This window comes from Lentzea terrae, assembly GCF_003265345.1.
Lineage (GTDB): Bacteria > Actinomycetota > Actinomycetes > Mycobacteriales > Pseudonocardiaceae > Lentzea > Lentzea terrae.
On sequence record NZ_QFWW01000002.1, the window covers coordinates 180,778 to 203,995 of the forward strand.

Genomic DNA, 23,218 nt, shown 5'->3' on the forward strand with positions numbered 1-23,218 from the left:
GCTTCAGCACGGCGCCCGTTCGAGTGAGCCTCGCTGCGCTTTTTACGCCGTTTACCAGCACATTTAAGTGTGCCGGACGCGCGCGGTGACACCCCGCGTCACCACAACGGCCGAATGGGTTATCGGCAGTTGGCGGATAGCGCGCAGAGCGTGAATGAGGGAAAGTGCCAGGGTTCGTGTCCGAATTCGGACAATCACATGCGCGCGGAGAAACGATGCCCACCACCGTCACCAACCACGAGGCACTTCAACTCGTGGTGGCCGTGCACCGGCTGGTGCGAAGTCTTCGACAGGCCGCTCCGGCCCGTCGTTTGCAACCCACCCAGTTATTGGTGCTGTCAGAACTGAGCGCCCACGGCCCGATGCGGATCGGCGAGATCGCGGTGCGCGCGCTGTGTTCGCAGCCGACCGCCACAACCGTCGTGACCAGCCTCGAGTCCACCGGCCTAGTGCGCAGAGAGCCTGATGCCGCCGACGGCAGAGCGACGATAGTCGTGCTCACCGAAGTCGGTCGCGAGACGATCCTGTCGCTGGCTCACGGCGAGGCCGAACTATTGAGTGAAAGAATGTCCGAACTTTCGCCTGAAGACAGAGACCTCCTGCGCTCGGCCATGCCGATATTGCGCCACCTGGCGGAACCGCAGGAAAACAAGTAGGAGCGGGACCCCCGACGGGTCCCGCTCCTGGCATTACTTGCTGGGTGACACAGAAGTAGGTGGCACCGAGCTGGAAGGTGCGCTTCCAGAACTCGACGGAGGCGTGCTCTCCGTTGATGACGGAGCGGTCATGCTCGGTGCCACCGTGTAACAGGTGCCGTTTTCGTACTGGATCTCCGGCCGCGGATACCGGTTAGCCGGAATCATCGGTTGCGGGTCGCTTCCGGTGCAGGCGTAGGCGTACCTGCCCTGGGGTGCGTTGATGGGATTGCCGTCCTGGTCGTACAACAGCACGTTGGTGAGCAACTTGCCGTTCTCGTCGTAGGCGTAGATGTTCTCGTAGCCCTGCATCACCGGCGTCTGGTACGTCTGCCGCGACGAGCTGTACCCGAGGTTGTCCGCCGTCGTGTCGATGACCTGGAGCAGCAACCCGACCGCCAACGCGGAGGCCGGCAGGCTGAACCACAGCCACCGCCGGTCGACCTTGGCGCGCGGCCCGGCGAACACCGACACCACCGCGATCCCGGCGATGACGAGGAACCCGAGGATGTCGCGGCTGGCGAGCAACACGGCCCCGAGCCCGAGCAAGCCGGCGCGCACCAACCACCACGCGGGCTGCAACGACTTCAGGTAGGTCAACGCCCGGTCCGCTGGCGTGCCTGCTTCCGGCGTCAGCCACTGCTGCACCCTGCGCGTCTCCGGCAGGTTCATGATCTCCTGCTGCGTCGGGCCGCGGTCGTGCACCAACGCCAGGCTGAGCACCAGCAACACCCCGGGAAGCAGCAGGATCGCCGGCTCCCGCAGCGCAGCCGTCCCCGCGACCAACGTGACACCCGTGGCGACCGCAAGCCCCCAAGCCGCCACCCGCGGCCTGCCCAGCAGCTGCTTCTTGGTGGTCACCGGCAGTCGTTCCGTGCGCGCCGGGTACCCGGCAGCCTGCCGCAGCTCCTGCGCGTACTGCTCAGGAGGCCCGAGCCGCTGCCCGAGCGTCTCGTTCTCCCCGAGCTCGGTCGACAGCTCAGCGACGTGCGCGCTGACGTCCTCCATGATCTCGGCGACCTCGCTGGGGGGCAGGTCGTCGAGGGCCGCACGCATCCCGGCCAGGTAGTGCTCGACCCCGAGCGCCTGCGTGTTCATGCTGCGACCTCCTCGAGCAGGCCGTCCAGCGTGCTGGCGAACGACCTCCACGTCTCCCTCGACTCAGCCAGGCGCACCCGCCCGGTCTCGTTGATGCTGTAGTACTTGCGGTGCGGCCCCTCTTCACTCGGCACCACGTACGAGGTGAGCATCCCCGCGTTGTAGAGCCGTCGCAGCGTGCCGTACACCGACGCGTCCCCCACGTCGTTCAATCCCCCGGCGCGCAGTCTGCGCACCACGTCGTACCCGTACCCGTCGTCCTTGCGCAGAACCGCAAGGACGGCCAGGTCCAGCACCCCTTTGAGCAGCTGACTCGTGTCCATTGACCCCTCCGACCCGCTCTTGCGGTGTGAACAGTACTACGCACTGCGCAGTACTGTCTAATGCGCTGCCCTACCGTGACCCGGCGTGGGCGGGATCTTCATCAACTACCGGCGCCACCCCGATCGCGCCGGGTTCATCGACACGCTGTTCGAGCAGCTCAGCGGGCGTTTCGGCAGCGGCAACGTCTTTCTCGACGTGACGTCGATGAGCCCCGGCGAGCGCTACCCGAACCGGCTGCGCCGCCACCTCGACCGGGCCGACGTGGTGATCGCGGTCGTGCACGAAGGCTGGGCGCGGGACCTGCGTGAGGGGCAGGACTGGGTCCGCGAGGAGATCGAGACCGCCCTCGCCGAGGGCAAGACGATCATCCCGCTGCTGTTGCCCGGCTCCGCGATGCCCACCGCCGCCGAACTGCCCCGCTCGATCAGGGAGTTCGCGCATCTGCAGGCCCACACAGTTCAGGACGGTGCCGACCTCAGCACGTTGCTCGACGAGATCGGCGATCCCGTCGAGCGGTCCGCCGGTGTCCGCCAGACATCACCACGACCCTGGACCGCCCCGCTCGCACTGGTCCTCTTCATCGCGTCCTTCGCGGCGCCCGTCGCACTGCTGCCGCCCACCGCGCGGGAGGTGGCGGTCTACGCCTCGCTCTTCGGGATCATGGTGTTGTTCGCCGCGATGATCTCGGTCGGCGTGGTCGCGTTGATCCGCAAGCCGATCAACGAGAGCGAGCGGCTGGTGCACGACCTCGGCCCGACCCGGTACCAGCTCTGGTTCGGTCTCCCCGCGAGCACCCTGCTGATGACGTTCACCGCGGCCCTGGCCTTCAGCTCGCCGATCACGCCGGCACAGCGGGTGTTCCTGATCTTCGCCGTCGGCGGCTCGATCATGTACGTGACGATCGCGATCATCCGGCAGTACCGCACCGAGCAGCACCGGGAACACAGCTGGCCGGTGAAGCTGCCGGAACCCGTCCGGGCGGCGCCGGTCCGCCGGGAGCTCGAACGGCTGCGGCGCAAGCTCGCGACCGGTGACGAGCACCGGATCCGCTGGCACGTCCGGCACCTGGAGAACGCGGCAGACGTGCTGGCCAGGGACGCGAGCAGGGGCCGGTGGAGCTGGCTGACCGCGGACCAGCCGGGCTTTCTGCTGCTCTACTCGGTCTGGGCAGCGGCAACAGTCGGGCTGATGACCGCGGCCGCGCTGCCGGCAATGAGGCTGTGGGTGCCCGCGCTGACGTTGGTGTTCACAGCTGCGATCGTCGCGCTCACCGCCGAGACCGCGTTCCGCCGGCAACGCTGGGTGCGCCACCGCGTGGCCGACGAGGTGCACGCCCAGCTGCAACGCATCCTGGACGACCGGTAGTCAGAGCCTCGGCCGCGGCTGACAGCGAGGACATGAATACGACGATCGGTTCATGAACGGCTCGCGGACGATTGCCGCCCCGCACCGCTTGCACGGCCGGTTCTCCTGCCCGTACGCGCTCAGCGACCGGTCGAAGTAGCCGGACTGCCCGTTGACGTTCACGTAGAGGGCGTCGAACGAGGTCCCACCCTGCCCGAGCGCCTCACGCATCACGTCGGTGGCGTGATCGAGCAGCTCAGCGGCCTTCGCCTTGGTGAGCTTGTCCGTCATCCGGGTGCCGTGCAGCCGAGCACGCCACAGCGCCTCGTCGGCGTAGATGTTGCCGATGCCGGACACGAGCGTCTGGTCGAGCAGGGCGCGTTTGATCTCGGTGTGACGCAGGCGCAACGCGCGCACGGCAGCATCACGGGAGAAGAGAGGGTCCATCGGGTCGCGGGCGATGTGTGCGACCGAGTCGGGGACCAGAGTGCCGTCGACCTCGACCAGCTCGGCCAGGGCCAGGCCGCCGAAGGTTCGTTGGTCGACGAAGCGCAGCTCCGGGCCGCCGTCTGCGAACCGGAACCGTACGCGAAGATGTTTCTCGTCCGGGGCGCCGACTGGCTGGACGAGCATTTGGCCGCTCATGCCCAAGTGGGCCAGCATGGCGGCTTTGTCGGCCAGTTCCACCCAGAGGTACTTGCCGCGGCGCTTGGCGGCAACCATGGGTTGCGAAACCAAGCGCGCGCAGAAGTCCGCGGAGCCCAGATCGTGCCGGCGGATGGCACGTGGGTGCAGCACCTCTACCGAGGAGATGACCCTGCCGGCGACGTGAGCTTCGAGGCCGAGGCGTACCACCTCGACCTCTGGGAGTTCGGGCACGTCAGTCTTCGGACTTGCCCTCGTCGACGGGCTGCGCCTCGATCACGGCGGCCTGCGGCTTGGTGGGCTTGAGCACCCACACGCCCGCGCGGCTCGTGTCCCTGACCAGCACAAGTCCCTGGATGCCTCCACTGCGGGAGGTGTTCACCGGGCCGCGAGCGGAGCGCGTGCGGCGGTTGGTGCGGTACCTGGTCGCATACATTGCGTTTCTCAGTCTTCCTCGGATGGGAGGGTCCCTGGCGTCACCGAGGCGCCGTTCTGTCCGTTTGCGGATGCGGCCGACTCCTGCTCGACCTTGACCCGCTCCGACAGAACATGATAAGCCGCTTCGGCGGCTTTCTGCTCGGCTTCCTTCTTGGTGCGCCCATCACCCTTGCCGTAGGGCTGGCCACCGACGAGCACCGTGGCGGTGAACTCCTTGCGGTGGTCCGGCCCCTGGTCGTCCACGCGGTACTCCGGGACGCCGAGACTGGCTTGAGCGGTGAGCTCCTGCAGGCTTGTCTTCCAGTCCAGTCCAGCACCCAGAAGCGGAGCTTTGGCCAAGAGTGGATCGAACAGCCGGTGAACGAACGTTCGTGCGGTATCGATACCGAACTGCAGGTACACCGCACCGATGACGGCTTCGAGGCCGTCGGCGAGGATGCTCGCCTTGTCCCTGCCACCGGTCAGCTCTTCGCCGCGGCCGAGCAGCAGGTGTGCACCGAGCCCGCCTTCGCCCAGGTCACGCGCCACGCCCGCCAACGCGTGCATGTTCACCACGCTGGCGCGCAGCTTCGCGAGCTGACCCTCTGGAAGGTCGGGGTGGGTGCGGTAGAGGTGGTCGGTGACGACCAGCCCCAGTACGGCGTCTCCCAGGAACTCAAGACGCTCGTTCGGCGGCAGGCCGCCGTTCTCGTACGCGTACGACCTGTGGGTGAGTGCAAGCCCGAGCAGCTCGGCGTCCAACTGGACGCCGAGCGCTTCGGACAAGTCCGCGCGGTCAGCTTGCGGAGCGCGCGGTGGCTTTCCCCCCACTACGTAGCCGAGGAGATCAGGCCGGCTGAGCGACCTGGCGGCCAGCGTACTGACCACAGGCCGGGCAGGCGACGTGCTGCGGCTTCGGCTGGCGGCAAGCCTTGTTGGAGCACGCCACCAGGTGCACGGCAGACGTCTTCCACTGGGAACGGCGCGCACGGGTGTTCGAACGCGACATTTTCCGCTTCGGGACGGCCACGACTACTTCTCCTCGTTGTTGTCATCGCTGAACCGCTCTTGCAACGCGGCCCAACGAGGGTCAATCGTCTCATGCCCGTGGTCGGGCCCGAGCTCCGCCCACCTACCGCCGCACTCGGAGCAAAGCCCCTTGCAGTCCGGCTCGCAGAGCGGTGCCTGCGGCAGTGCCAGGACAAGGGCGTCCCGCACCACAGGCTCGAGGTCGATCAGATCGTTCTCGATCCGACTGATCTCGTCTTCATCAGTGGTCTCGTCCGTGGTGCTGTCCGGCCACGCGTAGAGCTCCGTGACGCGGACTTCAACCTCATCGGCGATGGGCTCGAGGCACCTCGCGCACTCGCCTTCGACCTTGGCGAACGCCGTCCCCGAGACGAGCACGCCCTCCACGACCGATTCGATCAGGAGATCGAGCTCAACCTCTCCGCCCTCTGGCACCGCGATCACACCGAGCAACCCCACACCCGCGGCGGGCACCGACCGAACGAAGGGTCGGCTGGAACCGGCGCGACGGCCGATGTCCCTGGTGTCGATGACCCAGGGACCGGATGCTGTGGGACGCGTGGACGCGTGACGATGCTCAGTCATGATCAGATTGGTTGCCGGCGGGGACCTACCACGTCCAGCCGGTCCAGGGTACGGGACGACGGCCTCACGCGTGAAATCCGCAGGTGATCGCACCTGCTCGTAGTAGCGCGAATCACACGTTCAGGCGCCCTGGTTCGTTAAGCACCGTAGTCGAACGGCGCGGAAGCCCCCGCGACGGCCGGCCCGCGCAGGTGCGAACGGCCCTTGCCGACCGACCTGAGCGTGTGCGCGAGGAGGTCCTCGAAGTCCGCGAGCTTGCCGTCCACGTACGCGTCGCACTCCGACCGCAGCCGGATGGACTCGCTCTGCGCCGCGTCCAGGATTCGCGCGGCCTCGGCGTGCGCAGCCCGGACGACCTCCTGCTCGTTGACGAGCCTCGCCTGCTCGGCGCGGCCGTCCTCGGTGGCGCGCTCGTAGTTGGCACGGCCCGCCTGGATCATCCGCTCGGCCTCCGCGTGCGAACGGCCGACCAGGTCGTCGTACTCCTGCCGGCCGGCGGCGACGGTGCGCTCCGCCTGGTCCTCGGCCTCGGCGATCATGCGCTCGGCGCGGGCCCGCGCGTCGGAGAGCATCGCCTCCGCCTCGGCCTGCGCCTCCGCGAGCATGCGCTCGGCGTCCGCACGTGCCTTCGACACGCCCGCTTCCGCGTCGTGCTTGGCCTTGCCGACCAGCTCGTCCTTGTGGTCCAGCACGTCCTGCGCGTCGTCGAGCTCCGCGGGGATCGCGTCGCGCACGTCGTCGAGCAGTTCGAGCACATCACCGCGCGGCACCACGCAGCCCGAGGTCATCGGAACTCCGCGCGCTTCCTCGACGATCGTGACGAGCTCGTCGAGTGCCTCGAACACCCGGTACACGTCTCAACTCCCTAACCCCTGTGGCTCCCACTCACAAGTGTGCCCTGCCGATCTCCCCGAAAGAGGGAGATCGGCAGGGCGTGTCAGGATTTGCCGTGACCATCACGATCAGGCGGGCGACCGCGGCCGATGTCGACCCGATCGTGGCGATGCTCGCCGACGACCCGCTGGGCGCCGCGCGCGAGAAGCCAGGCGATCCCGCCTACCTCGAGGCCTTCGAAGTGATCGACGCCGACCCGCACCAGTTCCTCGCGGTGGCCGACTCCGGTGGTGAGGTCGTGGGCACTTTGCAGCTCACGTTCACCGGCGGCCTGTCGCGGTTGGGCATGACCCGCGCGACCGTCGAGGCCGTGCGGGTGCGCTCCGACCAGCGCGGCGGCGGCCTCGGCGAACAGTTGATCCGCTGGGCGATCGACGAGGCACGCGCACGCGGCTGCGGTCTGGTTCAACTCACGACGGACGCGTCACGCGTGGACGCACACCGCTTCTACGAACGACTCGGCTTCACCGCGTCGCACGTGGGGATGAAACTCCAGCTCTAACGGCTTTCGGCGAGGCGCTGCTGCAGCCGCTGCTCGACGGAGGCCGGCAGCAGCGTCGAGACGTCGCCGCCGTACGTCGCCACCTCCTTGACCAGCGAGGACGCCAGGAAGGAGTACTGCGGGCTCGCCTGCATGAACAACGTGTCGACGCCCGTGAGCTGGTGGTTCATCTGCGCCATCTGCAGCTCGTAGTCGTAGTCGCTGACCGCGCGCAGGCCCTTGACGATGGCCTTGATGTTGTTCTCGCGGCAGTAGTCGACCAACAGGCCGTGCCAGGCGTCGACGCGCACGTTGTCCCACTGCGAGGTGACCTCGCGCAGCATCTCCTGGCGCTCCTCGACCGAGAACAAGGTGCGCTTGTTCTTGTTGATGAGCACAGCGACGACAACCTCGTCGAACAGGTGCGCGGCTCTCCCGATGATGTCCAGGTGGCCGTTGGTTACCGGGTCGTAGGAGCCGGGGTACACGGCACGCGTCATGAAGCGGACGTTAGCACCCGATCGGACGCCTCCAGGCGTGTCCGTGGTTCTCGTCACCCATCAGCACGCACCTGACCCCAGTACACCGCCGTGTCGCCATATCGCTTGGCACGCAAGGGTTCTACCTCTTCAGGCCACGCTGGTTCGCTGCTTCGCGAAGCACGCTCCACGACGAGAACCGCGTCAGGGGCCAATCTGTGCCGGAGGCCGTGCAGCACTTTGGCGAGCTCGTCGTCGGTCACCGCGTACGGCGGATCCGCGAACACCACGTCGAACTTCTCCCCCTCGGCCGTGACGTACGCCTCAGCCGTGCGGTTCGCAATCGTCGTGTTGGCGAACCCGAGCTCCTTCGCGTTGCCTTTGAGCACGTCGGCCGCCCGCTTGTCCGACTCCACGAACGTCGCGTGCCCCGCCCCTCGACTCAACGCCTCGAACCCGAGCGCTCCCGACCCCGCGTACAGGTCCAGCACCTTCGCCCCGTCAAGATCCATCATCGACTCGAGCGAACTGAACAGCGCCTCCCTGACCCGCTCGGACGTGGGCCTGGTGCCCTTCGGCGGCACCTTCAGCCTGCGGCCTCCCGCGGTCCCGGCAACGATTCGTGTCACGCGCTCATCGTCCCAGGTGGGCTCCGCCGTTCACCGCCAGCACCTGCCCGGTGATGTGCCCGGCCCGCTCCGACGCGAGGAACGCCACCAGCGCGGCCACGTCCTGGGGCGTCCCGGCCCGCCCGTTCTTGGTCTGCCCGATCAGGGTGTTGAGGCGCTGCTCGGTCATCGAGTCGCCGAAGAACTCCGTGTCCACGATCAGCCCGGGCGAGACGACGTTGGCCGTGATCCCGCGCCCACCCAGCTCACCGGCCAGGTCCGCCGTCCACGCCTCCACCGCCGCCTTTGCCGCGCCGTAACTGCCACCGCCCCTTCGTCCGGCGATGGAGCCGATGTTGATGACCCGGCCGTTGTCCGCGAACCTCGGCGTGAGCGCCTCCGTGACGAGCACCGCGCTGATCACGTTGGCCTCGTAGTTGGCGAGCCACTTCGACTTGGTGTCGGTGTGGCTGATGTTGCCGCCGGCGTTGTTGACCAGAACGTCCACCTTGGACGGAAGGTGCTCCAACGCCGTCCCGACCGCGTCCGGGTCGGTGGCGTCGAATGCGACGTGGCGAACCTTCGGCACGGCGGCCAGAACCTCCGGGCGACGACCGGTGATCGTCACGTCCAGTCCTTGCTCGACGAGCTCAAGCGCGATGGCACGACCGATGCCGGTGCCGCCGCCGGTCACAACTGCAGTACGCATGCTTCCCCCAACAGAAAGTCGTCAGGCGAGAGCTTGCCACCACCCGTCAACCTCATTTGGCGCGTCCACGTCGACCCGCTCCCCCGGCCGCGGCACGGCGAGCTTCAGCCCGCTCGCCTTGGCCTCGCGCCAGATGCGGTCGATCGGCTCACCCCACGGGTGGAACCCGAGGTTGAACGTCGCCCAGTGCACGGGGATCAGCAGCCCGCCGCCGAGATCGTCGAACGCGCGAACGCCCTCCTCCGGCGTCATGTGGATGTCCGGCCAAGCCTGGTCGTACGCGCCGACCTGCATCAGCACCGCGTCGAACGGGCCGTGCTCCGCACCGATCTTCTTGTACCCCTCGAAGTAGCCCGTGTCGCCGCTGTAGAACACCGAGCGCTCGCCACGCGTGATCACCCAAGACGCCCACAACGTGACGTTGCGCTGCACCGAACGTCCGGAGAAGTGCTGCGCTGCGGTGCAGGTGAGGGTGAAGCCGTCGACCGAGTGCGTCTCGTCCCAGTCCAGTTCGACGATCCGCGCGACGGGGACGTCCCAGCGGGTCAGGTGTGCCCCCAGTCCCAGCGGGACCACGAACACCGCGGACGTGCTCGACGTCAGCGCCTGCACGGTCTGCATGTCGAGGTGGTCGTAGTGGTCGTGCGAGATCACGACGGCACTGACGGTGGGCAGATCAGACAACTGGTGCGGAACCGGGTGCAGGCGCTTGGGACCCACGTGCGCCGAGGGCGAGACGCGGTCGCTCCACACAGGATCGACCAGCACGGCGGCGCCGTCGATCTCGACCAGCGCGGAAGCGTGGCCGTACCAGGTGATGTGCACGCCCTCGGACACCGGCGCGGCCGGGGCCACGAGCGGCACCGCCACGGACGGCTTCCGGTCCTCACCGCCGAACAGGAAGTCGCGAACGGAGAAGGAGTCGCGGTCCGGGACCGTGCGAACTTCCTTGTCGTTGTGGAACTTGCCGTCGCGGTAGCGCGGGGAACGCGACATCTCCACCGGATCCGGCTTGCCACCCAGCTGCTTGGGCACGTCGCGCAACGCCCACGCCACGCCCGCCAGTCCGAGCAGGCCGGCCAACGCCTTCTTCATGATCGAACCCCCTTCCCTGACCTGTGCTCGGTGCAACGCAGGGAATGGTCGTCGAGTTCCGCACCACCCGCACGACGAAGGGCCCGGCCAGAGTTGGCCGGGCCCTTCGCGGAGTCGACTACTCCAGGACGATCAGGAGGTCGCCGCCCTCGACCTGCTGGGCTCCGCGCAACGCCAGGCGCTGCACGCGGCCCGCCTTCGGGGCGGTGATCGCGGCCTCCATCTTCATGGCCTCGATCGTCGCGACCGTCTGACCGGCGTCGACCGAGTCGCCCTCGGCCACCGTGGCCGTGACGACACCGGCGAACGGCGCGGCGACGTGGTTCGGGTTGCCGCGGTCGGCCTTCTCGGCGACCGGGATGTCCGTCTTCACGGAGCGGTCGCGGACCTGGATCGGGCGCATCTGGCCGTTCAGCGTGGCCATGACCGTGCGGATGCCGCGCGCGTCGGCCTCGGAGATCGCCTCCAGGCCGATCAGCAACCGGACACCCGGCTCCAGGTCGACGGAGTACTCCTCGCCGGGGCGCAGGCCGTAGAAGAAGTCCTTGGACCGCAACACCGACGTGTCGCCGTAGGCGTCGCGGTGGGTGCGGAACTCCTTCGTGGGCGCGGGGAACAGCAACCGGTTCAGGGTCGCCCTGCGGTCGTCGACCAGCCCTGCCTCGTCCTCCGGCGACAGCTCCTCGATCGGCTTGGGGGCCGGACGACCCTCCAGGGCCTTCGAGCGGAACGGCTCCGGCCAGCCGCCGGGCGGGTCGCCCAGCTCGCCGTGCAGGAAGCCGATCACCGACGCCGGGATGTCGAACTTGCCGGGGTTCGCCTCGAACTCGGCAGGCGCGACGCCCGCGCCCACGAGGTGCAGCGCGAGGTCGCCGACGACCTTGGACGACGGCGTCACCTTCACCAGGTGGCCGAGCATCCGGTCGGCGGCCGCGTACATGGACTCGATCTCCTCGAACTTCTCGCCCAGGCCGAGTGCGACGGCCTGAGTGCGCAGGTTCGAGAGCTGACCACCGGGGATCTCGTGGTGGTAGACGCGGCCGGTCGGGCCGGGGATGCCGGACTCGAACGGCGCGTAGATCTTGCGCACGGCCTCCCAGTACGGCTCGAGGTCGCACACGTTCTGCAGGTTCAGGCCCGTCGAGTGCTCGGTGTGGTCGGTCAACGCCACGATCGACGACAGCGGCGGCTGCGACGTCGTGCCGGCCATCGACGCGGTCGCGCCGTCGATCGCGTCCACGCCGGCCTGGATCGCGGCCAGGTAGGTCGCGAGCTGGCCGCCTGCCGTGTCGTGCGTGTGCAGGTGGACCGGGAGGTCGAACTCCTTGCGCAGCGCGGAGATCAGGCGAGCGGCGGCGGGCGCGCGCAGCAGCCCGGCCATGTCCTTGACGGCCAGGACGTGGGCGCCGGCGCCGACGATCTGCTCGGCCAGCTTGAGGTAGTAGTCCAGTGTGTACAGACGTTCGTCCGGGTTGGACAGATCGCTGGTGTAGCACAGCGCGACTTCGGCGACGGCCGTTCCGGTCTCGCGCACGGCCTCGATCGCCGGTCGCATCTGCTCGACGTCGTTCAGCGCGTCGAAGATCCGGAAGATGTCGATGCCGGTGTTCGTCGCCTCCTGCACGAACGCCTTGGTGACCGCCTCGGGGTACGGCGTGTAGCCGACCGTGTTGCGGCCGCGCAGCAGCATCTGCAGGTTGATGTTCGGCACGGCCTCGCGCAGTGCGGCGAGCCGCTCCCACGGGTCCTCGGCGAGGAACCGCAGCGCCACGTCGTAGGTCGCGCCGCCCCAGCACTCCAGCGAGAGCAGCTCCGGCGTCATGCGCGCGACGTGCGGTGCTACCGCGAGCAGGTCCTTGGTGCGTACTCGGGTGGCGAGCAGCGACTGGTGCGCGTCGCGGAACGTCGTGTCCGTGACGCCGACCGCCTTGCTCTCCCGCATCCACCGCGCGAAGCCCTCCGGGCCGAGCTCGGTGAGCCGCTGCTTGGAACCGGCGGGCGGTTCGGCGTTGAGGTCGACGATCGGCAGCTTCTCGCGCGGGTCGACCGCGGTCGGGCGGGTGCCGTTCGGGTGGTTGACCGTGACGTCCGCGAGGTAGGTCAGCAGGCGCGTGCCGCGGTCGGCCGAGTGGCGCGCCGTCAGCAGGTGCGGGCGCTTCTCGATGAACGACGTGGTGACGCGGCCCTCGTAGAAGTCCGGGTCGTCCAGCACCGCCTGGATGAACGGGATGTTCGTGGACACACCGCGGATGCGGAACTCCGCGATCGCACGACGCGCACGGGCGACGGCGAGACCGAAGTTACGACCGCGGCACGTGAGCTTCACGAGCATCGAGTCGAAGTGCGGGCTGATGGCCATGCCCGCGCCGGCCGTGCCGCCGTCGAGCCGGATGCCGGAGCCGCCGGGCGAGCGGTAGGCGCTGATCATGCCGGTGTCCGGGCGGAAACCGTTGGCCGGGTCTTCCGTCGTGATGCGGCACTGCAGTGCGGCGCCGCGCAGCTGGACGGTGTCCTGGCTGAGCCCGAGGTCTTCGAGCGTCTCACCGGACGCGATGCGCATCTGCGACTGCACGAGGTCGACATCGGTCACCTCCTCGGTGACCGTGTGCTCGACCTGGATGCGCGGGTTCATCTCGATGAAGACGTAGTGGCCCTGCGGATCGAGCAGGAACTCGACGGTGCCCGCGTTGCGGTAGCCGATGTGGCGGGCGAACTTCACCGCGTCGTTGCAGATGCGGTCGCGCAGCTCGGGGTCGAGGTTCGGCGCGGGCGCGATCTCGATGACCTTCTGGTGCCGCCGCTGCACCGAGCAGTCGCGCTCGAACAGGTGGATCACGTTGCCCTGGCCGTCGGCGAGGATCTGCACCTCGATGTGGCGCGGCTCGACCACGGCCTGCTCGAGGAACACGGTCGGGTCGCCGAACGCCGACTCCGCCTCGCGGGACGCGGCTTCGAGCGCCTCGCGCAGCGCGGCCGGGTCGTCGACCTTGCGCATGCCCCGGCCGCCACCACCGGCGACAGCCTTGACGAACACGGGGAAGCGCATCGTCTTCGACGCTTCGAGCAGATCGTCGATGTTCGACGACGGCGGGCTCGACTCCAGCACCGGCAGGCCGGCCTCGCGGGCGGCGGCGATGGCGCGGGCCTTGTTGCCCGTCAGCTCCAGCACCTCGGCCACGGGGCCGATGAACGTGAGACCCGCCTCGCGGCAGGCCAGTGCGAGTTCCGGGTTCTCGGACAGGAAGCCGTAACCGGGGTAGATCGCGTCGGCGCCGGCCTTGCGGGCCGCCTTGATGATCTCGTCCACGGAGAGGTAGGCGCGGACGGGGTGCCCGGCCTCACCGATCTCGTAGGACTCGTCCGCCTTCAACCGGTGCAGCGAGTTGCGGTCTTCGTGAGGGAAAACGGCGACCGTTCCCGCGCCCAGTTCGTAGGCGGCTCGGAACGCGCGAATCGCGATCTCGCCGCGGTTGGCGACAAGAACCTTGCGGAACATCCGTAGCCCTCCCGGTGTTACTCGGCGGTCAGTTCGGGCACGTTACCGTGCGACTCTTGCCTGTTGGGAGGACTGTCTCACGTGATGGGTGTCATCCTGATCGGTCCCGTCGGTGAGAATTCTCGCGGTTTGCGGGCTAGGTGGATACCCACCACCCGGTCAGACTCCACCCGGTAGTGGGATTAACCAGATCGAGTGACGATCTTGGTAACCAGCTGGGTAGGGTGAGCCATATGGCCGGGGCTGATGGAGCCGGGCAGCCTACTGCCCGCACACCGCACTTTGACGTTGTCCTCCGTGGTTACAACCAGCGACAGGTGAACGAACGAGTCACTCGCCTGGAGTTCGACCTCAAGAACTCGAACCGGTCCCGAGACGCGGCCGCCGCGCAGGTCGGAGAGCTGACGAAGCTCCTGAACGCGATGCGCGCCGATCTCGACAAGACCAAGATGCAGCTCCAGAACCTGGCCAACAGCCCCGTGAGCGCGTCGAACGTCACCGAGCGTGTCCGCGTGATGATGTCGCTCGCCGAGGAAGAGATCGCGGACATCCGCAAGGACGCCCTCGACAAGGCCGCCGCCACCCGCGGCGAGGCGGAGAAGTGGGCGGCCGAGCAGCGCGAGCAGCACAACCGCCTGCTCGCCGAGACCGAGGCCAGGCGCAAGCAGCTGGAGGTCAACCACCAGCAGCGCACGGCAGAGCTCGAGCAGCAGTTCGCCGGCCGCAAGTCCGAGCTGGAGGCCGAGTTCGCGGCGCTGCGCACCCGGTTGTCGTCCGAGCACGAGGCCCTGGTCGCCGAGGTGCGCGCGGAAGGCGAGCGCGTGAAGGCCGAGTTCGAGCAGAAGTCGGCTGCTTTGGATGCCCACCGCGTCGAGCTCGACACCAAGTACAAGGCGTACCACGACGAGCTGGACAAGGAGTACGACGGTCTCAAGGCGACGCTGGCCGCCGAGCACAAGAAGGTGCTCGCGGACGCCCGCGCCGAAGCCGAGCGCATCGCCGCCGAGTCCGAGGTGGCGCGCGTCGAGGCGCTGACGAAGCTCGACGAGGCTCTTGCTTCGAAGCAGGCCGAGGCCGAGAAGGCGCTCGCCGAGCTGGAGGCCGAGTCGCTCGCGCGCGCCGAGAAGACCACCGCTGACGCGTCCGCGCAGGCAACTGCTCTGATCAGCACGGCGGAGGAGAAGGCGGCGACGGTGACGCGCGAGGCCTCCGAGAAGGCATCCGCGCTGGTCGCCGAGGCCACCGAGAAGGCTTCGACGACCGTTGCGGAGGCCAACCAGAAGGCCGCGAACACCGTTCGTGAGGCCGACGAGAAGGCCACCACGCTGGTGCGGGACGCCGAAGCCAAGACCTCGGCCCTGGTCCGCGAGGCCGAGGAGAGGTCGGCGGCGGCTGTGGCCCTGTCCGACCAGCGCGCGGCCGCGGCGGCGGAGCGGGAGGCGTCGCTGCGCGCGGCGCACGACAACCTCGCCACGCAGTTCCACGCCGCGCAGGCCGCGGTGGACGCGGCCATGTCGGTGTTGAAGCCGTTGGAGGAGAACGGCTCGGCTGAGGAGCGCGGCGAGCAGAAGACCGAGCAGCTGCCGAAGCCGCGGCAGAACTGAGCTCAGCCGGGGAACGGCAGCAGGCTGTCCCCGGCACGCCGCTGCCCGCCGTCCAGCCGTTGAAGCCCCGCCAGGACTAGCGGCCAGACCCAGCAGGATGCCGGCGAAGTAACGGTGAGGCGGGCACGTCGTGGTGCCCTGCTGAGCGTGAACTGCCTGCGGCGGCGTTCCGGGCCATCACGCTGGGCTGCCCATGCCCAGTTGGGGCAGCCCTGCCGCCGTCCTGCGCCCAGCCCGCGCGGCTAGGCCTTCTCCAGGAAGTCCGCCCGCTCCTCCGTCAGCAACGTGGCCACCATCCCCGCCAGGCCAGGGTGCTTCTCCAGGTCCGGATCCGCGTCCACGAAGCCCTGAGCCGCGACCCGAGCGTCCGCGATGATGTCCTCGTCGCGCAGCAGCGAGAGCATCTTCAACGCCGAGCGGCGACCCGACTGCGCGGCGCCCAGGATGTCGCCCTCGCGGCGCAGTTCGAGGTCGAGCTGGGCCAGCTCGAAGCCGTCCAGAGTGGACTCGACGGCGCGCAGGCGTTCCATCGTGGCCGTCATCTCCGGCATCTCGGTGACCAACAGGCACAGGCCGGGAGCGCTGCCCCGGCCCACGCGGCCGCGCAGCTGGTGGAGCTGTGAGACGCCGAAGCGGTCGGCGTCCATGATGGCCATGACGGTGGCGTTCGGGACGTTGACGCCGACCTCGATGACCGTGGTGGCGACGAGCACCTGGACCTGGTTGGCCGCGAAGGCGCGCATCACCGCGTCCTTCTCGTCGGGTGGCATGCGGCCGTGCAGGATTTCGACGCGCAGGCCGCGCAACGGGCCCTGCGACAGCATGTTCGCCACGTCGATCACGGACAGGGCCGGGCGCTTGTCCTCGTCGTCAGCGGACTTCGCGGGTTCCTCGTCGCCGATGCGCGGGCAGACGAAGTAGGCCTGGTGCCCCGCGGCCACCTCTTCGCGCACGCGGGCGAACGCGCGGTCCAGCCACGCGGGCTTCTCGCGCGCGGGCACCACCGAGGTCTTGATCGGCGAGCGGCCGCCGGGGAGCTCGCGCAGTGCGGAGACCTCCAGGTCGCCGTAGACGGTCATGGCCACCGTGCGCGGGATCGGGGTCGCGGTCATCACCAGGACGTGCGGATTCTCCCGTTCACCCCGCGTCGAGAGAGCGGCACGTTGCTCCACGCCGAAGCGGTGCTGTTCGTCGACGACGACGAGACCGAGCGAGTGGAACTCCACCTTCTCCTGGATGATCGCGTGCGTGCCGACGACGATGCCCGCCTCGCCGGTCACGATGTCGAGCAACGCCTGGCGCCGCTGGGCCGTGTTCATCGAGCCGGTCAGCAACGTCACGCGTGTCGCGTCCTCCGCGCCGCCGAGCTGGCCGGCCTGGGCGAGGTCGCCGAGCATCTCGGAAAGTGAGCGAGCGTGTTGTGCCGCAAGGACCTCCGTGGGCGCGAGCATGGCGGACTGACGACCCGCGTCCACCACCTGCAACATTGCTCGCAACGCGACCATGGTCTTGCCCGACCCGACTTCCCCTTGCAGCAGGCGGTTCATCGGCACGACCGAAGCCAGGTCCGACGAGATCTGCTCGCCCACCGAAACCTGGCCTGCGGTCAACGTGAAAGGCAGCCGCGCGTCGAACGCGTCCAGGATCCCGCCGGACCGGGGCGCGCACGCCGGAGCCGGACGCGCGGTGGACGCCTTGCGGCGCTGGGCCAGGGTCAGCTGCACGGCCAGCGCCTCGTCCCACTTCAGCCGTTGCTGCGCCACGGAGATCTGCGCCCAGCTCTCCGGCCGGTGGATCGCCCGCAGCGCCTCCTCCAGCCCGATCAGGCCGTGCTCCGAGCGGAACTCGTCCGGAAGCGGGTCGGAGGGCACGCCGTCCCAGATCTCCAGCAGCTGCTTGACGCAGTTGGCGATGTTCCACGTGTTGATGTGCTGCGAGGCCGGGTAGACGGGCAGGAACGCCTGCAGGAACGACGATCCGTCCTGCTCGGGCGTGAGGATCTCGAACGCCGGGTGCACCAGCTGCAGGTTCTGCCGGTAGCGGCCCACCTTGCCCGCGAACAGGGCCCGCGTGCCCGGCAGGAGCTCCTGCTCCGCCACGAACGCCACCTTGCCGAAGAACACCAGGTGCAGCTCGGACGTGCCGTCCGTGATCACCGCTTCGGTCATGTGGCCGTGCCTGGCCTTCATGCGCCGCTTGGTGCACTTGCGGACCTCGGCCTGGACGGTGACGTGCTCGTCGATTTCCAGGGACCTGATGTCGGTCAGCTTCCCGCGCTCGTCGTAGCGGCGCGGGTAGTGGCGCAGCAGGTCACCGACCGTCGTGAGGCCGAGGCCGGTCTCCAGTGCGTCGGCGGTCTTCTTGCCGAGCAACGGCTGCAGCTTGTCGTCGAAGGAGATCATCGCGTCCCATTGAACTACTCGACACCGACAAAAATGACCGCGTCCGGCTGGCCGCCCGGATAGGCCATGACCTCGACCTCCGGATGGGTCACCCGCAGGTGGTCCTCCAGCACGTCGACCAGACCTTCCGGGGCGTCGGCGCCGAGGATCACCGTCACCAGCTCGCCGCCGCCGGTCAGCATGCGGTCGACCAGCCGGCAGGACAGGTCCAGCAACGACTCCGCGGACGACGGGCCCGCCTCGATCAGCACCACCTCGCCGTCCAGCATGCCCAGCAGGTCGCCCGGCTGGCAGCGGCCCACCCACGTCAGCGCCTCATCGGCGGCGATCGACAGCTCACCGCGCCTGGTCGCCGCAGCGGCTTCGGCCATCGCGACAACGTCGTCGCCCGCGCGACGGGACGCGTCGTGCACGGCCAACGCGGCGAGGGCTTGCACGGGCGAGAACGTCGGCACCACCACTACGTCCTGCCCTGCAGCCTGTGCGTACGCCACGGCCTCGTCCAGCGCCTCACGGATGTCCGGGTCGCCGGGCAGAACGGCGACGTGACGCGCGCGCGTCGACACGATGGCGGACAACAGGTCCGTTGGCGTCGCAGAAGAAGTAGCGAGGTCGAACACCGTGGCACCCTCGGCGCGGAACAGGTCCACCGCGCCGCTCACCACCACCACGATCGCCCGGTCGCGCACGAACCGTGAAGCCTGCGCCGCGATCTGGTCGGCGAACCGCGCCACCGTGATGCGGTGTGGACGCCCAGCGCGCACACCGGCTTCGATCGCCGCGCCGATGTCGTTGCAGTGCACGTGCACGGTCCACAAAGAAGCACCGTCGCCCACGACCGACACGCAGTCACCGAGCAGGTTCAACGACGCGCGCAGCTCGAGGACCGCCGCTTCCGACGTGTCGTCGAGCAGGTACATCACCTCGTACTCGAACTCCGAGGACCCGCTCTCCCGCTCGGTCGTCAGCGACTCGGGCGTACGCGGCAGCAACGGCGCGTCCACCGGCGTTTCCACGGCCTGACCGGTGATCACCGCGGCCAGTGTGTCCAACAACACAACGAGACCACGGCCGCCGGCGTCCACCACCCCAGCCTTCGCCAGCACGGCGAGTTGGCGAGGCGTATTGGCCAGTGCGACGGCACTCGCGCGTGAGGCCGCCATCACCACGTCGTCGAGTTCGTCCGACTCACAGTCCCGTGCGGCCTCGGCGGCGGCGTGCAGCACTGACAGGACCGTGCCAGGAACTGGCTTGGACACAGCAGCGGTGGCCAGCTCGTCAGCCCGATGGAGGGCCTTGCGCAGTGCGGACCCCGTGACGACGGACACCTCCTGCACGGACTCCGCCAGTCCCCTGAGCACCTGCGACAGGATCACGCCGGAGTTGCCGCGGGCGCCGGCCAGCGCGCCACGGGCCAGTGCGGACAGCGCGTCGCCTACGGTGGAGATGGGCGAGCGCAGCAGCGCGTCCAGCGCCGACTGCATCGTGTGCAGCAGGTTGGTACCTGTGTCACCGTCCGGCACGGGAAAGACGTTGATCTGGTCGATCGACTCCCGATTGGCGTCGAGCGACCGCACGCACGCGTCCGCCCACCTGCGCACCGCGACCGCATCCATGACCTGCATGGCGGCGAGGGTATCCACCCGGTTTGGTCACGGGTGAGGCCACCGGCTACCCTGATTGGGTTGCCGTGCCCGGATGAGGCTTGTGCACGCTTGCGCGCCCACCGGGACGCGAGACTCACCGCTTGAACCTGAAGGAGTGGCTGACGTGGCTGCCGTGTGCGACGTCTGTGGCAAGGGGCCGGGCTTCGGCCATTCGGTTTCGCACTCCCAGCGGAAGACGAACCGCCGCTGGAACCCGAACATCCAGTCTGTGCGCGCGAAGGTCTCGGCCTCGCAGCGCCAGCGGATCAACGTGTGCACGTCCTGCCTGAAGGCTGGCAAGGTCGTGCGCGGCTGATCACCGCCACAGCGAGAACCCCGAAAGAGCCCGGCTTCGGCCGGGCTCTTTTGTTTTGTGCGCACTTCGCGGGAATCATCCATACAAGACGTGTAGTTGACTCGCCAATCAAGACGATGTTGAAACGCTCGCGGACTTGGGCTTACGTTGGGGAACGTGCGAGTCCTGGTGACAAGTTGTCCCGGCTATGGGCATCTGTATCCGCTTATTCCACTGAGCTGGGCGTTGAGCAACGCCGGGCACGACGTGCTGCTCGCGTTGCCCGACCAGTTCGCGCAGGTCGGAGCGGCTACCGGACTGCCGGCAACCGCAGTGGGACCGGTGTCGATCCGGGAAGTCTTCTCGAACTCGAATCACGCACTTTATTCCGGAAATGTGACCGAAGCTCTGATCGAGCACGTCACGGAGCATTACGCGAAAATCGCGCATTTCACGGTTGTGAATGTAATCGAACTGGCCGAGAGATGGCGTCCGGATGTCGTAATGCACACGCCGTGGGAGTACGCGGGGCCGATCGCCGCCGCACGACTCGGTGTGCCGCTCGTCCGCCACACCTGGGGCGTCGCACTGCCGCCGGAACTGGCACCGGCCGAGGCCGAGACGCTCGCACCGGTGCACCGCGAGCACGGCTTTCCCGACGCCCCAACCCTGACCGTGGACGTCTGCCCGCCCGCACTGCAGTACCCGGACGCACCGCCCGGACTGCCGATGGCCTACACCGCCTACAACGGCGCGGGCGTGCTCCCGTCGTGGCTGTTCGAGCCACGAAGAAGGCCGAGGATCTGCGTGACGCTCGGCAGCGTGCCCGTTCCCGGCGGGGAGCACGACCGCGTGTTGCGCACGGTGCTCGCCGGGCTCAAGACGATCAACGCCGACGTGCTGGTGATCACCGGCGGCGGCGTGCTCGATCCGGGAGCACTCCCGGCCAACGCCCGCACAGTGGACTGGCTACCGCTCAACCAGGTGCTGAAGGTGTGTGACGCCGTGGTGCACCACGGCGGCTCGGGCACGACCATGACCTCGCTGCACGCCGGCCTGCCGCAGCTCGCGTTGCCGCAGATGTGCGACCAGCACCGCCACGCCGACCGCGCCGAAGCCGTCGGTGCCGCCGCCAAGCTCAGCGGAGACGACCTCACCGCGGAGTCCGTCCGCGACCACGTGCAACGGCTGCTGGACGACCCGGCGCCACGCGTGGCCGTGACGAAGATCCGCGACGAGATGCGGGCACTGCCGCCACCCGCCGCCGTCGCCTCCTCCCTCATCGCCCTAGTGGAGGCAAGAGAGTGAAAACCGTTGTGGTGACCGGCGCAGGTGGCTTCATCGGCTCGCACGTGGTGGAAACCCTGCTGGCCACCGACACCCGCGTGATCGCCTTGTACCGCACGGATCCACCGCCGTTCACCGCGCCGAACCTCCAGACGTTCCCCCTCGACCTGCTCGACGAGAACGAGCTCCGTGCGGTGCTCCGGTACGCGGCCCCCAACGCCCACACGGTGATCCACACGGCGGCGATGGACGGCAACGCGGCGTTCAAGCGTGACAACACCGCCCTCATCTTCGACACGAACCTGCGCATCGGATCGAACGTGCTGAACTGCGCGCGCGACTCGAGCGTCGAGAACGTCGTCCTGGTCAGCTCGGCAGAGGCGTCGGTGGAGTCGGACAACGGCTACGCGCTCTCGAAGTCCGTCGTCGAACTGCTGGCTGAGCAGTACCGCAAGCAGTACGGCATGCGGATCTTCCTGCCGCGCCCGTCGAACGTCTACGGCCCGCGCGACAAGCTCGACCGGGTGATCCCCGCGATGATCACCAGGATCGCCTCCGGCCAGGACGTCGAGATCTGGGGCGACGGTTCGCAGACGCGGTCGTTCGTGCACGTGCATGACGTCGTCGCGGCGATTCTGGGGATGGTCGACAGCGAGATCGATGCACTGACCGTGGCGACCCGTGAGACGATCTCGATCCTGGAGCTCGCCCGCACCCTCTGCGCGTTGCTGGACGTGCCGGAACGGGTCCGGCTCGACCTCACCAAACCGACCGGCGCACCGGCGCGTGCGTTCGACACGACGCGGATGTACGAGCTGGTGACGCCACGTCCGTTGCGTCAGGGCCTGGGCGAAACCGTGTCCTGGTACCGGTCGACGCTGCCGCTGGCGGCCTGACGACGCAGCGCCCGCAGCACGAACACCAGGCAGATCACACCGGCGGCCGCCGATCCGATGCCGCCGATCGCGAACACCACCCGCGGGCCCACGAACAGCAGCAACACGCCCGCCGCAGCGGTGCCGAGCAGGTTCGCGCTGGTCACCATCGACCCGACCGCGGCGAACACCCGGCCGCGCATCTCGTCGGGCGTCCGCTGCCGGACGATCGCGTTCATGGTCACGTTGTCGACGCCGTTGGAGACACCGCCGATGAACCACCCGATCCCGGCGGCCGCGACGTAGGGCAACGTGGCCGGGATCAGCATCCCGACGCCGCTCGTGATCCCGGTGACGGCGAGCGCGACGGCCAGCTGGCCATCGGTCTTCAGCCGCACGGCCACCCGGTTGCCGACCAGGATGCCGACCGTCCAGCACGCCTGTATGGCGCCCAGCAGGAACTCGTCACCGTGCAGCACGAACCGCACGAACGCGGGATCGGCCACGTTGACCACCACGACGGCGCCGACCACGAACGCCAGCCCGGTGATCGCGGCGAGCAGCAACGGATCCTGTCGGAGGTGCTGGATGCCGGCGAGTGCACTCGGTCGCTGCTCGTGTTCGCCGGAAGGCCTGCGTTCCGACCGCACGAACGCGAGCATCCCCGCGTAGATGACGAACGTGGCACCGTCGACGAGCAGTGCCACCTCGTACCCGAACAGACCGGCGAGCAACGCGCCGCCGGTCAGGCCCGCGATGCTGCCGATGCTGCGCCCGGTGCCGAGCCACGCATAACCACGCGTGGCTTCTTCTTCCCCCGCGATGTGCGGCACCAGGGCAGACGTGGCGGGCACGGCGACCGCAAGGCCACAGCCCGAGACGAACACCAGCGCCACCACGAACGCGGGCCGAGCCAGCAACGGCCCGATGGCCGCGATCGCGACGCCCTGACAGAGCAGCGCGGTGATCAGCAGGCGCCGGTTGGGCAGCTTGTCGACGAGCAGGCCCGCGAGCGGCGCACCGAGCACGAGCGGCAGCAGTTCGGCGACCAGAATCGCCGCCACGAGCAGCGAGCTGATCGGTGTCGCCCAGAACACCAGCACGAGCAGCGACAACGAGTTGCCGAACTGGGAGATGGCCAACCCCGCGGCCACCAAAGTCAGATCACGATTCCCCCGCATGTCCTTGGACGCTAGTGGGAGAAGGACAT

General features: G+C 68.6%; 23 protein-coding genes. 7 read left to right on the forward strand and 16 right to left on the reverse strand.

From position 1 onward, the window contains the following. The first annotated feature begins 215 nt into the window (after window positions 1-215). Window positions 216-656 (forward strand): MarR family winged helix-turn-helix transcriptional regulator, encoded by a 441-nt coding sequence (locus DI276_RS04050; protein WP_112261914.1) that lies wholly within the window; start codon window positions 216-218, stop codon window positions 654-656. A 33-nt stretch (window positions 657-689) separates the two neighbouring features. Here the strand turns inward: DI276_RS04050 and DI276_RS04055 are convergent, their stop codons facing one another. Further along, a complete protein-coding gene (locus tag DI276_RS04055; protein ID WP_112261915.1) occupies window positions 690-1,793 on the reverse strand; it encodes an HAAS signaling domain-containing protein in 1,104 nt (367 codons plus the stop codon). Beyond that, window positions 1,790-2,116 (reverse strand): PadR family transcriptional regulator, encoded by a 327-nt coding sequence (locus tag DI276_RS04060; RefSeq protein ID WP_086660750.1) that lies wholly within the window; start codon window positions 2,114-2,116, stop codon window positions 1,790-1,792. The genes DI276_RS04055 and DI276_RS04060 overlap by 4 nt, the downstream gene beginning before the upstream one ends. Window positions 2,117-2,201: 85 nt before the next feature. On the opposite strand from DI276_RS04060, the gene DI276_RS04065 reads away from it, so the two are divergent. Then, on the forward strand, window positions 2,202-3,482 hold the full coding sequence (locus tag DI276_RS04065) for a toll/interleukin-1 receptor domain-containing protein (protein WP_112261916.1): 1,281 nt from the start codon (window positions 2,202-2,204) through the stop codon (window positions 3,480-3,482). Here DI276_RS04065 and mutM read toward each other — a convergent pair whose 3' ends face one another. The 6 genes from mutM to DI276_RS04095 all read right to left on the reverse strand — a co-directional run bounded on the left by mutM (window position 3,483) and on the right by DI276_RS04095 (window position 6,991). Further along, the gene (gene mutM, locus DI276_RS04070) at window positions 3,483-4,340 is read right to left on the reverse strand and encodes a bifunctional DNA-formamidopyrimidine glycosylase/DNA-(apurinic or apyrimidinic site) lyase (protein WP_112261917.1); all 858 of its coding nucleotides are present in this window, start codon (window positions 4,338-4,340) and stop codon (window positions 3,483-3,485) included. Between the two features lies 1 nt (window position 4,341). After that, window positions 4,342-4,542, reverse strand: coding sequence for a hypothetical protein (locus DI276_RS04075; RefSeq protein WP_112261918.1), 201 nt, complete (start codon window positions 4,540-4,542; stop codon window positions 4,342-4,344). Between the two features lie 8 nt (window positions 4,543-4,550). Further along, a complete protein-coding gene (rnc, locus tag DI276_RS04080; RefSeq protein ID WP_112261919.1) occupies window positions 4,551-5,354 on the reverse strand; it encodes a ribonuclease III in 804 nt (267 codons plus the stop codon). A 16-nt stretch (window positions 5,355-5,370) separates the two neighbouring features. Next, the gene (gene rpmF / locus DI276_RS04085) at window positions 5,371-5,553 is read right to left on the reverse strand and encodes a 50S ribosomal protein L32 (protein WP_030467958.1); all 183 of its coding nucleotides are present in this window, start codon (window positions 5,551-5,553) and stop codon (window positions 5,371-5,373) included. 2 nt (window positions 5,554-5,555) lie between these two features. Then, window positions 5,556-6,137 carry a YceD family protein gene (locus tag DI276_RS04090; RefSeq protein WP_112261920.1) on the reverse strand — a complete coding sequence of 194 codons (582 nt, stop codon included), beginning with the start codon at window positions 6,135-6,137 and terminating at the stop codon, window positions 5,556-5,558. A gap of 137 nt (window positions 6,138-6,274) precedes the next feature. Then, window positions 6,275-6,991, reverse strand: a complete 717-nt coding sequence (locus DI276_RS04095; protein ID WP_112261921.1) for a DivIVA domain-containing protein — start codon at window positions 6,989-6,991, stop codon at window positions 6,275-6,277. A gap of 101 nt (window positions 6,992-7,092) precedes the next feature. Here DI276_RS04095 and DI276_RS04100 point away from each other — a divergent pair, with 101 nt between their 5' ends. Next, complete coding sequence (locus tag DI276_RS04100; RefSeq protein ID WP_332874612.1) at window positions 7,093-7,533, forward strand: GNAT family N-acetyltransferase; 441 nt, start codon at window positions 7,093-7,095, stop codon at window positions 7,531-7,533. Here DI276_RS04100 and coaD read toward each other — a convergent pair. From coaD to DI276_RS04125, 5 genes are all read right to left on the reverse strand, one after another. Then, complete coding sequence (gene coaD, locus DI276_RS04105) at window positions 7,530-8,012, reverse strand: pantetheine-phosphate adenylyltransferase (protein ID WP_112261922.1); 483 nt, start codon at window positions 8,010-8,012, stop codon at window positions 7,530-7,532. The genes DI276_RS04100 and coaD overlap by 4 nt on opposite strands. Before the next feature lie 53 nt (window positions 8,013-8,065). Then, window positions 8,066-8,620 (reverse strand): 16S rRNA (guanine(966)-N(2))-methyltransferase RsmD, encoded by a 555-nt coding sequence (gene rsmD, locus DI276_RS04110; protein WP_112261923.1) that lies wholly within the window; start codon window positions 8,618-8,620, stop codon window positions 8,066-8,068. Between the two features lie 4 nt (window positions 8,621-8,624). Then, the gene (locus tag DI276_RS04115) at window positions 8,625-9,308 is read right to left on the reverse strand and encodes an SDR family NAD(P)-dependent oxidoreductase (protein WP_112261924.1); all 684 of its coding nucleotides are present in this window, start codon (window positions 9,306-9,308) and stop codon (window positions 8,625-8,627) included. A 21-nt stretch (window positions 9,309-9,329) separates the two neighbouring features. After that, window positions 9,330-10,403, reverse strand: coding sequence for an MBL fold metallo-hydrolase (locus DI276_RS04120; RefSeq protein WP_112261925.1), 1,074 nt, complete (start codon window positions 10,401-10,403; stop codon window positions 9,330-9,332). A gap of 118 nt (window positions 10,404-10,521) precedes the next feature. Further along, window positions 10,522-13,899, reverse strand: coding sequence for a pyruvate carboxylase (locus DI276_RS04125; RefSeq protein ID WP_112261926.1), 3,378 nt, complete (start codon window positions 13,897-13,899; stop codon window positions 10,522-10,524). Between the two features lie 317 nt (window positions 13,900-14,216). Between DI276_RS04125 and DI276_RS04130 the strand changes: the two genes are divergently transcribed. Next, window positions 14,217-15,503: a coiled-coil domain-containing protein gene (locus DI276_RS04130; protein WP_232836437.1), complete on the forward strand. Its 1,287-nt coding sequence runs from the start codon at window positions 14,217-14,219 to the stop codon at window positions 15,501-15,503. A gap of 242 nt (window positions 15,504-15,745) precedes the next feature. Here the strand turns inward: DI276_RS04130 and recG are convergent, their stop codons facing one another. Continuing rightward, window positions 15,746-17,905 carry an ATP-dependent DNA helicase RecG gene (recG, locus tag DI276_RS04135; RefSeq protein ID WP_112261928.1) on the reverse strand — a complete coding sequence of 720 codons (2,160 nt, stop codon included), beginning with the start codon at window positions 17,903-17,905 and terminating at the stop codon, window positions 15,746-15,748. A 14-nt stretch (window positions 17,906-17,919) separates the two neighbouring features. Continuing rightward, window positions 17,920-19,530, reverse strand: coding sequence for a DAK2 domain-containing protein (locus DI276_RS04140; RefSeq protein WP_112261929.1), 1,611 nt, complete (start codon window positions 19,528-19,530; stop codon window positions 17,920-17,922). A 145-nt stretch (window positions 19,531-19,675) separates the two neighbouring features. Between DI276_RS04140 and rpmB the strand changes: the two genes are divergently transcribed. The 3 genes from rpmB (at window position 19,676) to DI276_RS04155 (ending at window position 22,029) form a co-directional block, all read left to right on the forward strand. Further along, window positions 19,676-19,867: a 50S ribosomal protein L28 gene (gene rpmB, locus DI276_RS04145; protein WP_030467945.1), complete on the forward strand. Its 192-nt coding sequence runs from the start codon at window positions 19,676-19,678 to the stop codon at window positions 19,865-19,867. 168 nt (window positions 19,868-20,035) lie between these two features. After that, window positions 20,036-21,154, forward strand: coding sequence for a nucleotide disphospho-sugar-binding domain-containing protein (locus DI276_RS04150; protein WP_332874613.1), 1,119 nt, complete (start codon window positions 20,036-20,038; stop codon window positions 21,152-21,154). Then, window positions 21,151-22,029, forward strand: coding sequence for an NAD-dependent epimerase/dehydratase family protein (locus tag DI276_RS04155; protein ID WP_112261931.1), 879 nt, complete (start codon window positions 21,151-21,153; stop codon window positions 22,027-22,029). The genes DI276_RS04150 and DI276_RS04155 overlap by 4 nt, the downstream gene beginning before the upstream one ends. Here DI276_RS04155 and DI276_RS04160 read toward each other — a convergent pair. After that, window positions 21,972-23,189: an MFS transporter gene (locus DI276_RS04160; protein WP_112261932.1), complete on the reverse strand. Its 1,218-nt coding sequence runs from the start codon at window positions 23,187-23,189 to the stop codon at window positions 21,972-21,974. The genes DI276_RS04155 and DI276_RS04160 overlap by 58 nt on opposite strands. Window positions 23,190-23,218: the final 29 nt, after the last annotated feature.

Coding starts and splice junctions, on each gene's coding strand:
- DI276_RS04075 (WP_112261918.1), bottom strand. CDS start 4,542: ATGTATGCGACCAGGTACCGCACCAACCGCCGCACGCGCTCCGCTCGC.
- DI276_RS04115 (WP_112261924.1), bottom strand. CDS start 9,308: ATGCGTACTGCAGTTGTGACCGGCGGCGGCACCGGCATCGGTCGTGCC.
- DI276_RS04160 (WP_112261932.1), bottom strand. CDS start 23,189: ATGCGGGGGAATCGTGATCTGACTTTGGTGGCCGCGGGGTTGGCCATC.
- DI276_RS04050 (WP_112261914.1), top strand. CDS start 216: ATGCCCACCACCGTCACCAACCACGAGGCACTTCAACTCGTGGTGGCC.
- DI276_RS04120 (WP_112261925.1), bottom strand. CDS start 10,403: ATGAAGAAGGCGTTGGCCGGCCTGCTCGGACTGGCGGGCGTGGCGTGG.
- DI276_RS04055 (WP_112261915.1), bottom strand. CDS start 1,793: ATGAACACGCAGGCGCTCGGGGTCGAGCACTACCTGGCCGGGATGCGT.
- DI276_RS04125 (WP_112261926.1), bottom strand. CDS start 13,899: ATGTTCCGCAAGGTTCTTGTCGCCAACCGCGGCGAGATCGCGATTCGC.
- DI276_RS04060 (WP_086660750.1), bottom strand. CDS start 2,116: ATGGACACGAGTCAGCTGCTCAAAGGGGTGCTGGACCTGGCCGTCCTT.
- DI276_RS04140 (WP_112261929.1), bottom strand. CDS start 19,530: ATGCAGGTCATGGATGCGGTCGCGGTGCGCAGGTGGGCGGACGCGTGC.
- DI276_RS04090 (WP_112261920.1), bottom strand. CDS start 6,137: ATGACTGAGCATCGTCACGCGTCCACGCGTCCCACAGCATCCGGTCCC.
- coaD (WP_112261922.1), bottom strand. CDS start 8,012: ATGACGCGTGCCGTGTACCCCGGCTCCTACGACCCGGTAACCAACGGC.
- recG (WP_112261928.1), bottom strand. CDS start 17,905: ATGATCTCCTTCGACGACAAGCTGCAGCCGTTGCTCGGCAAGAAGACC.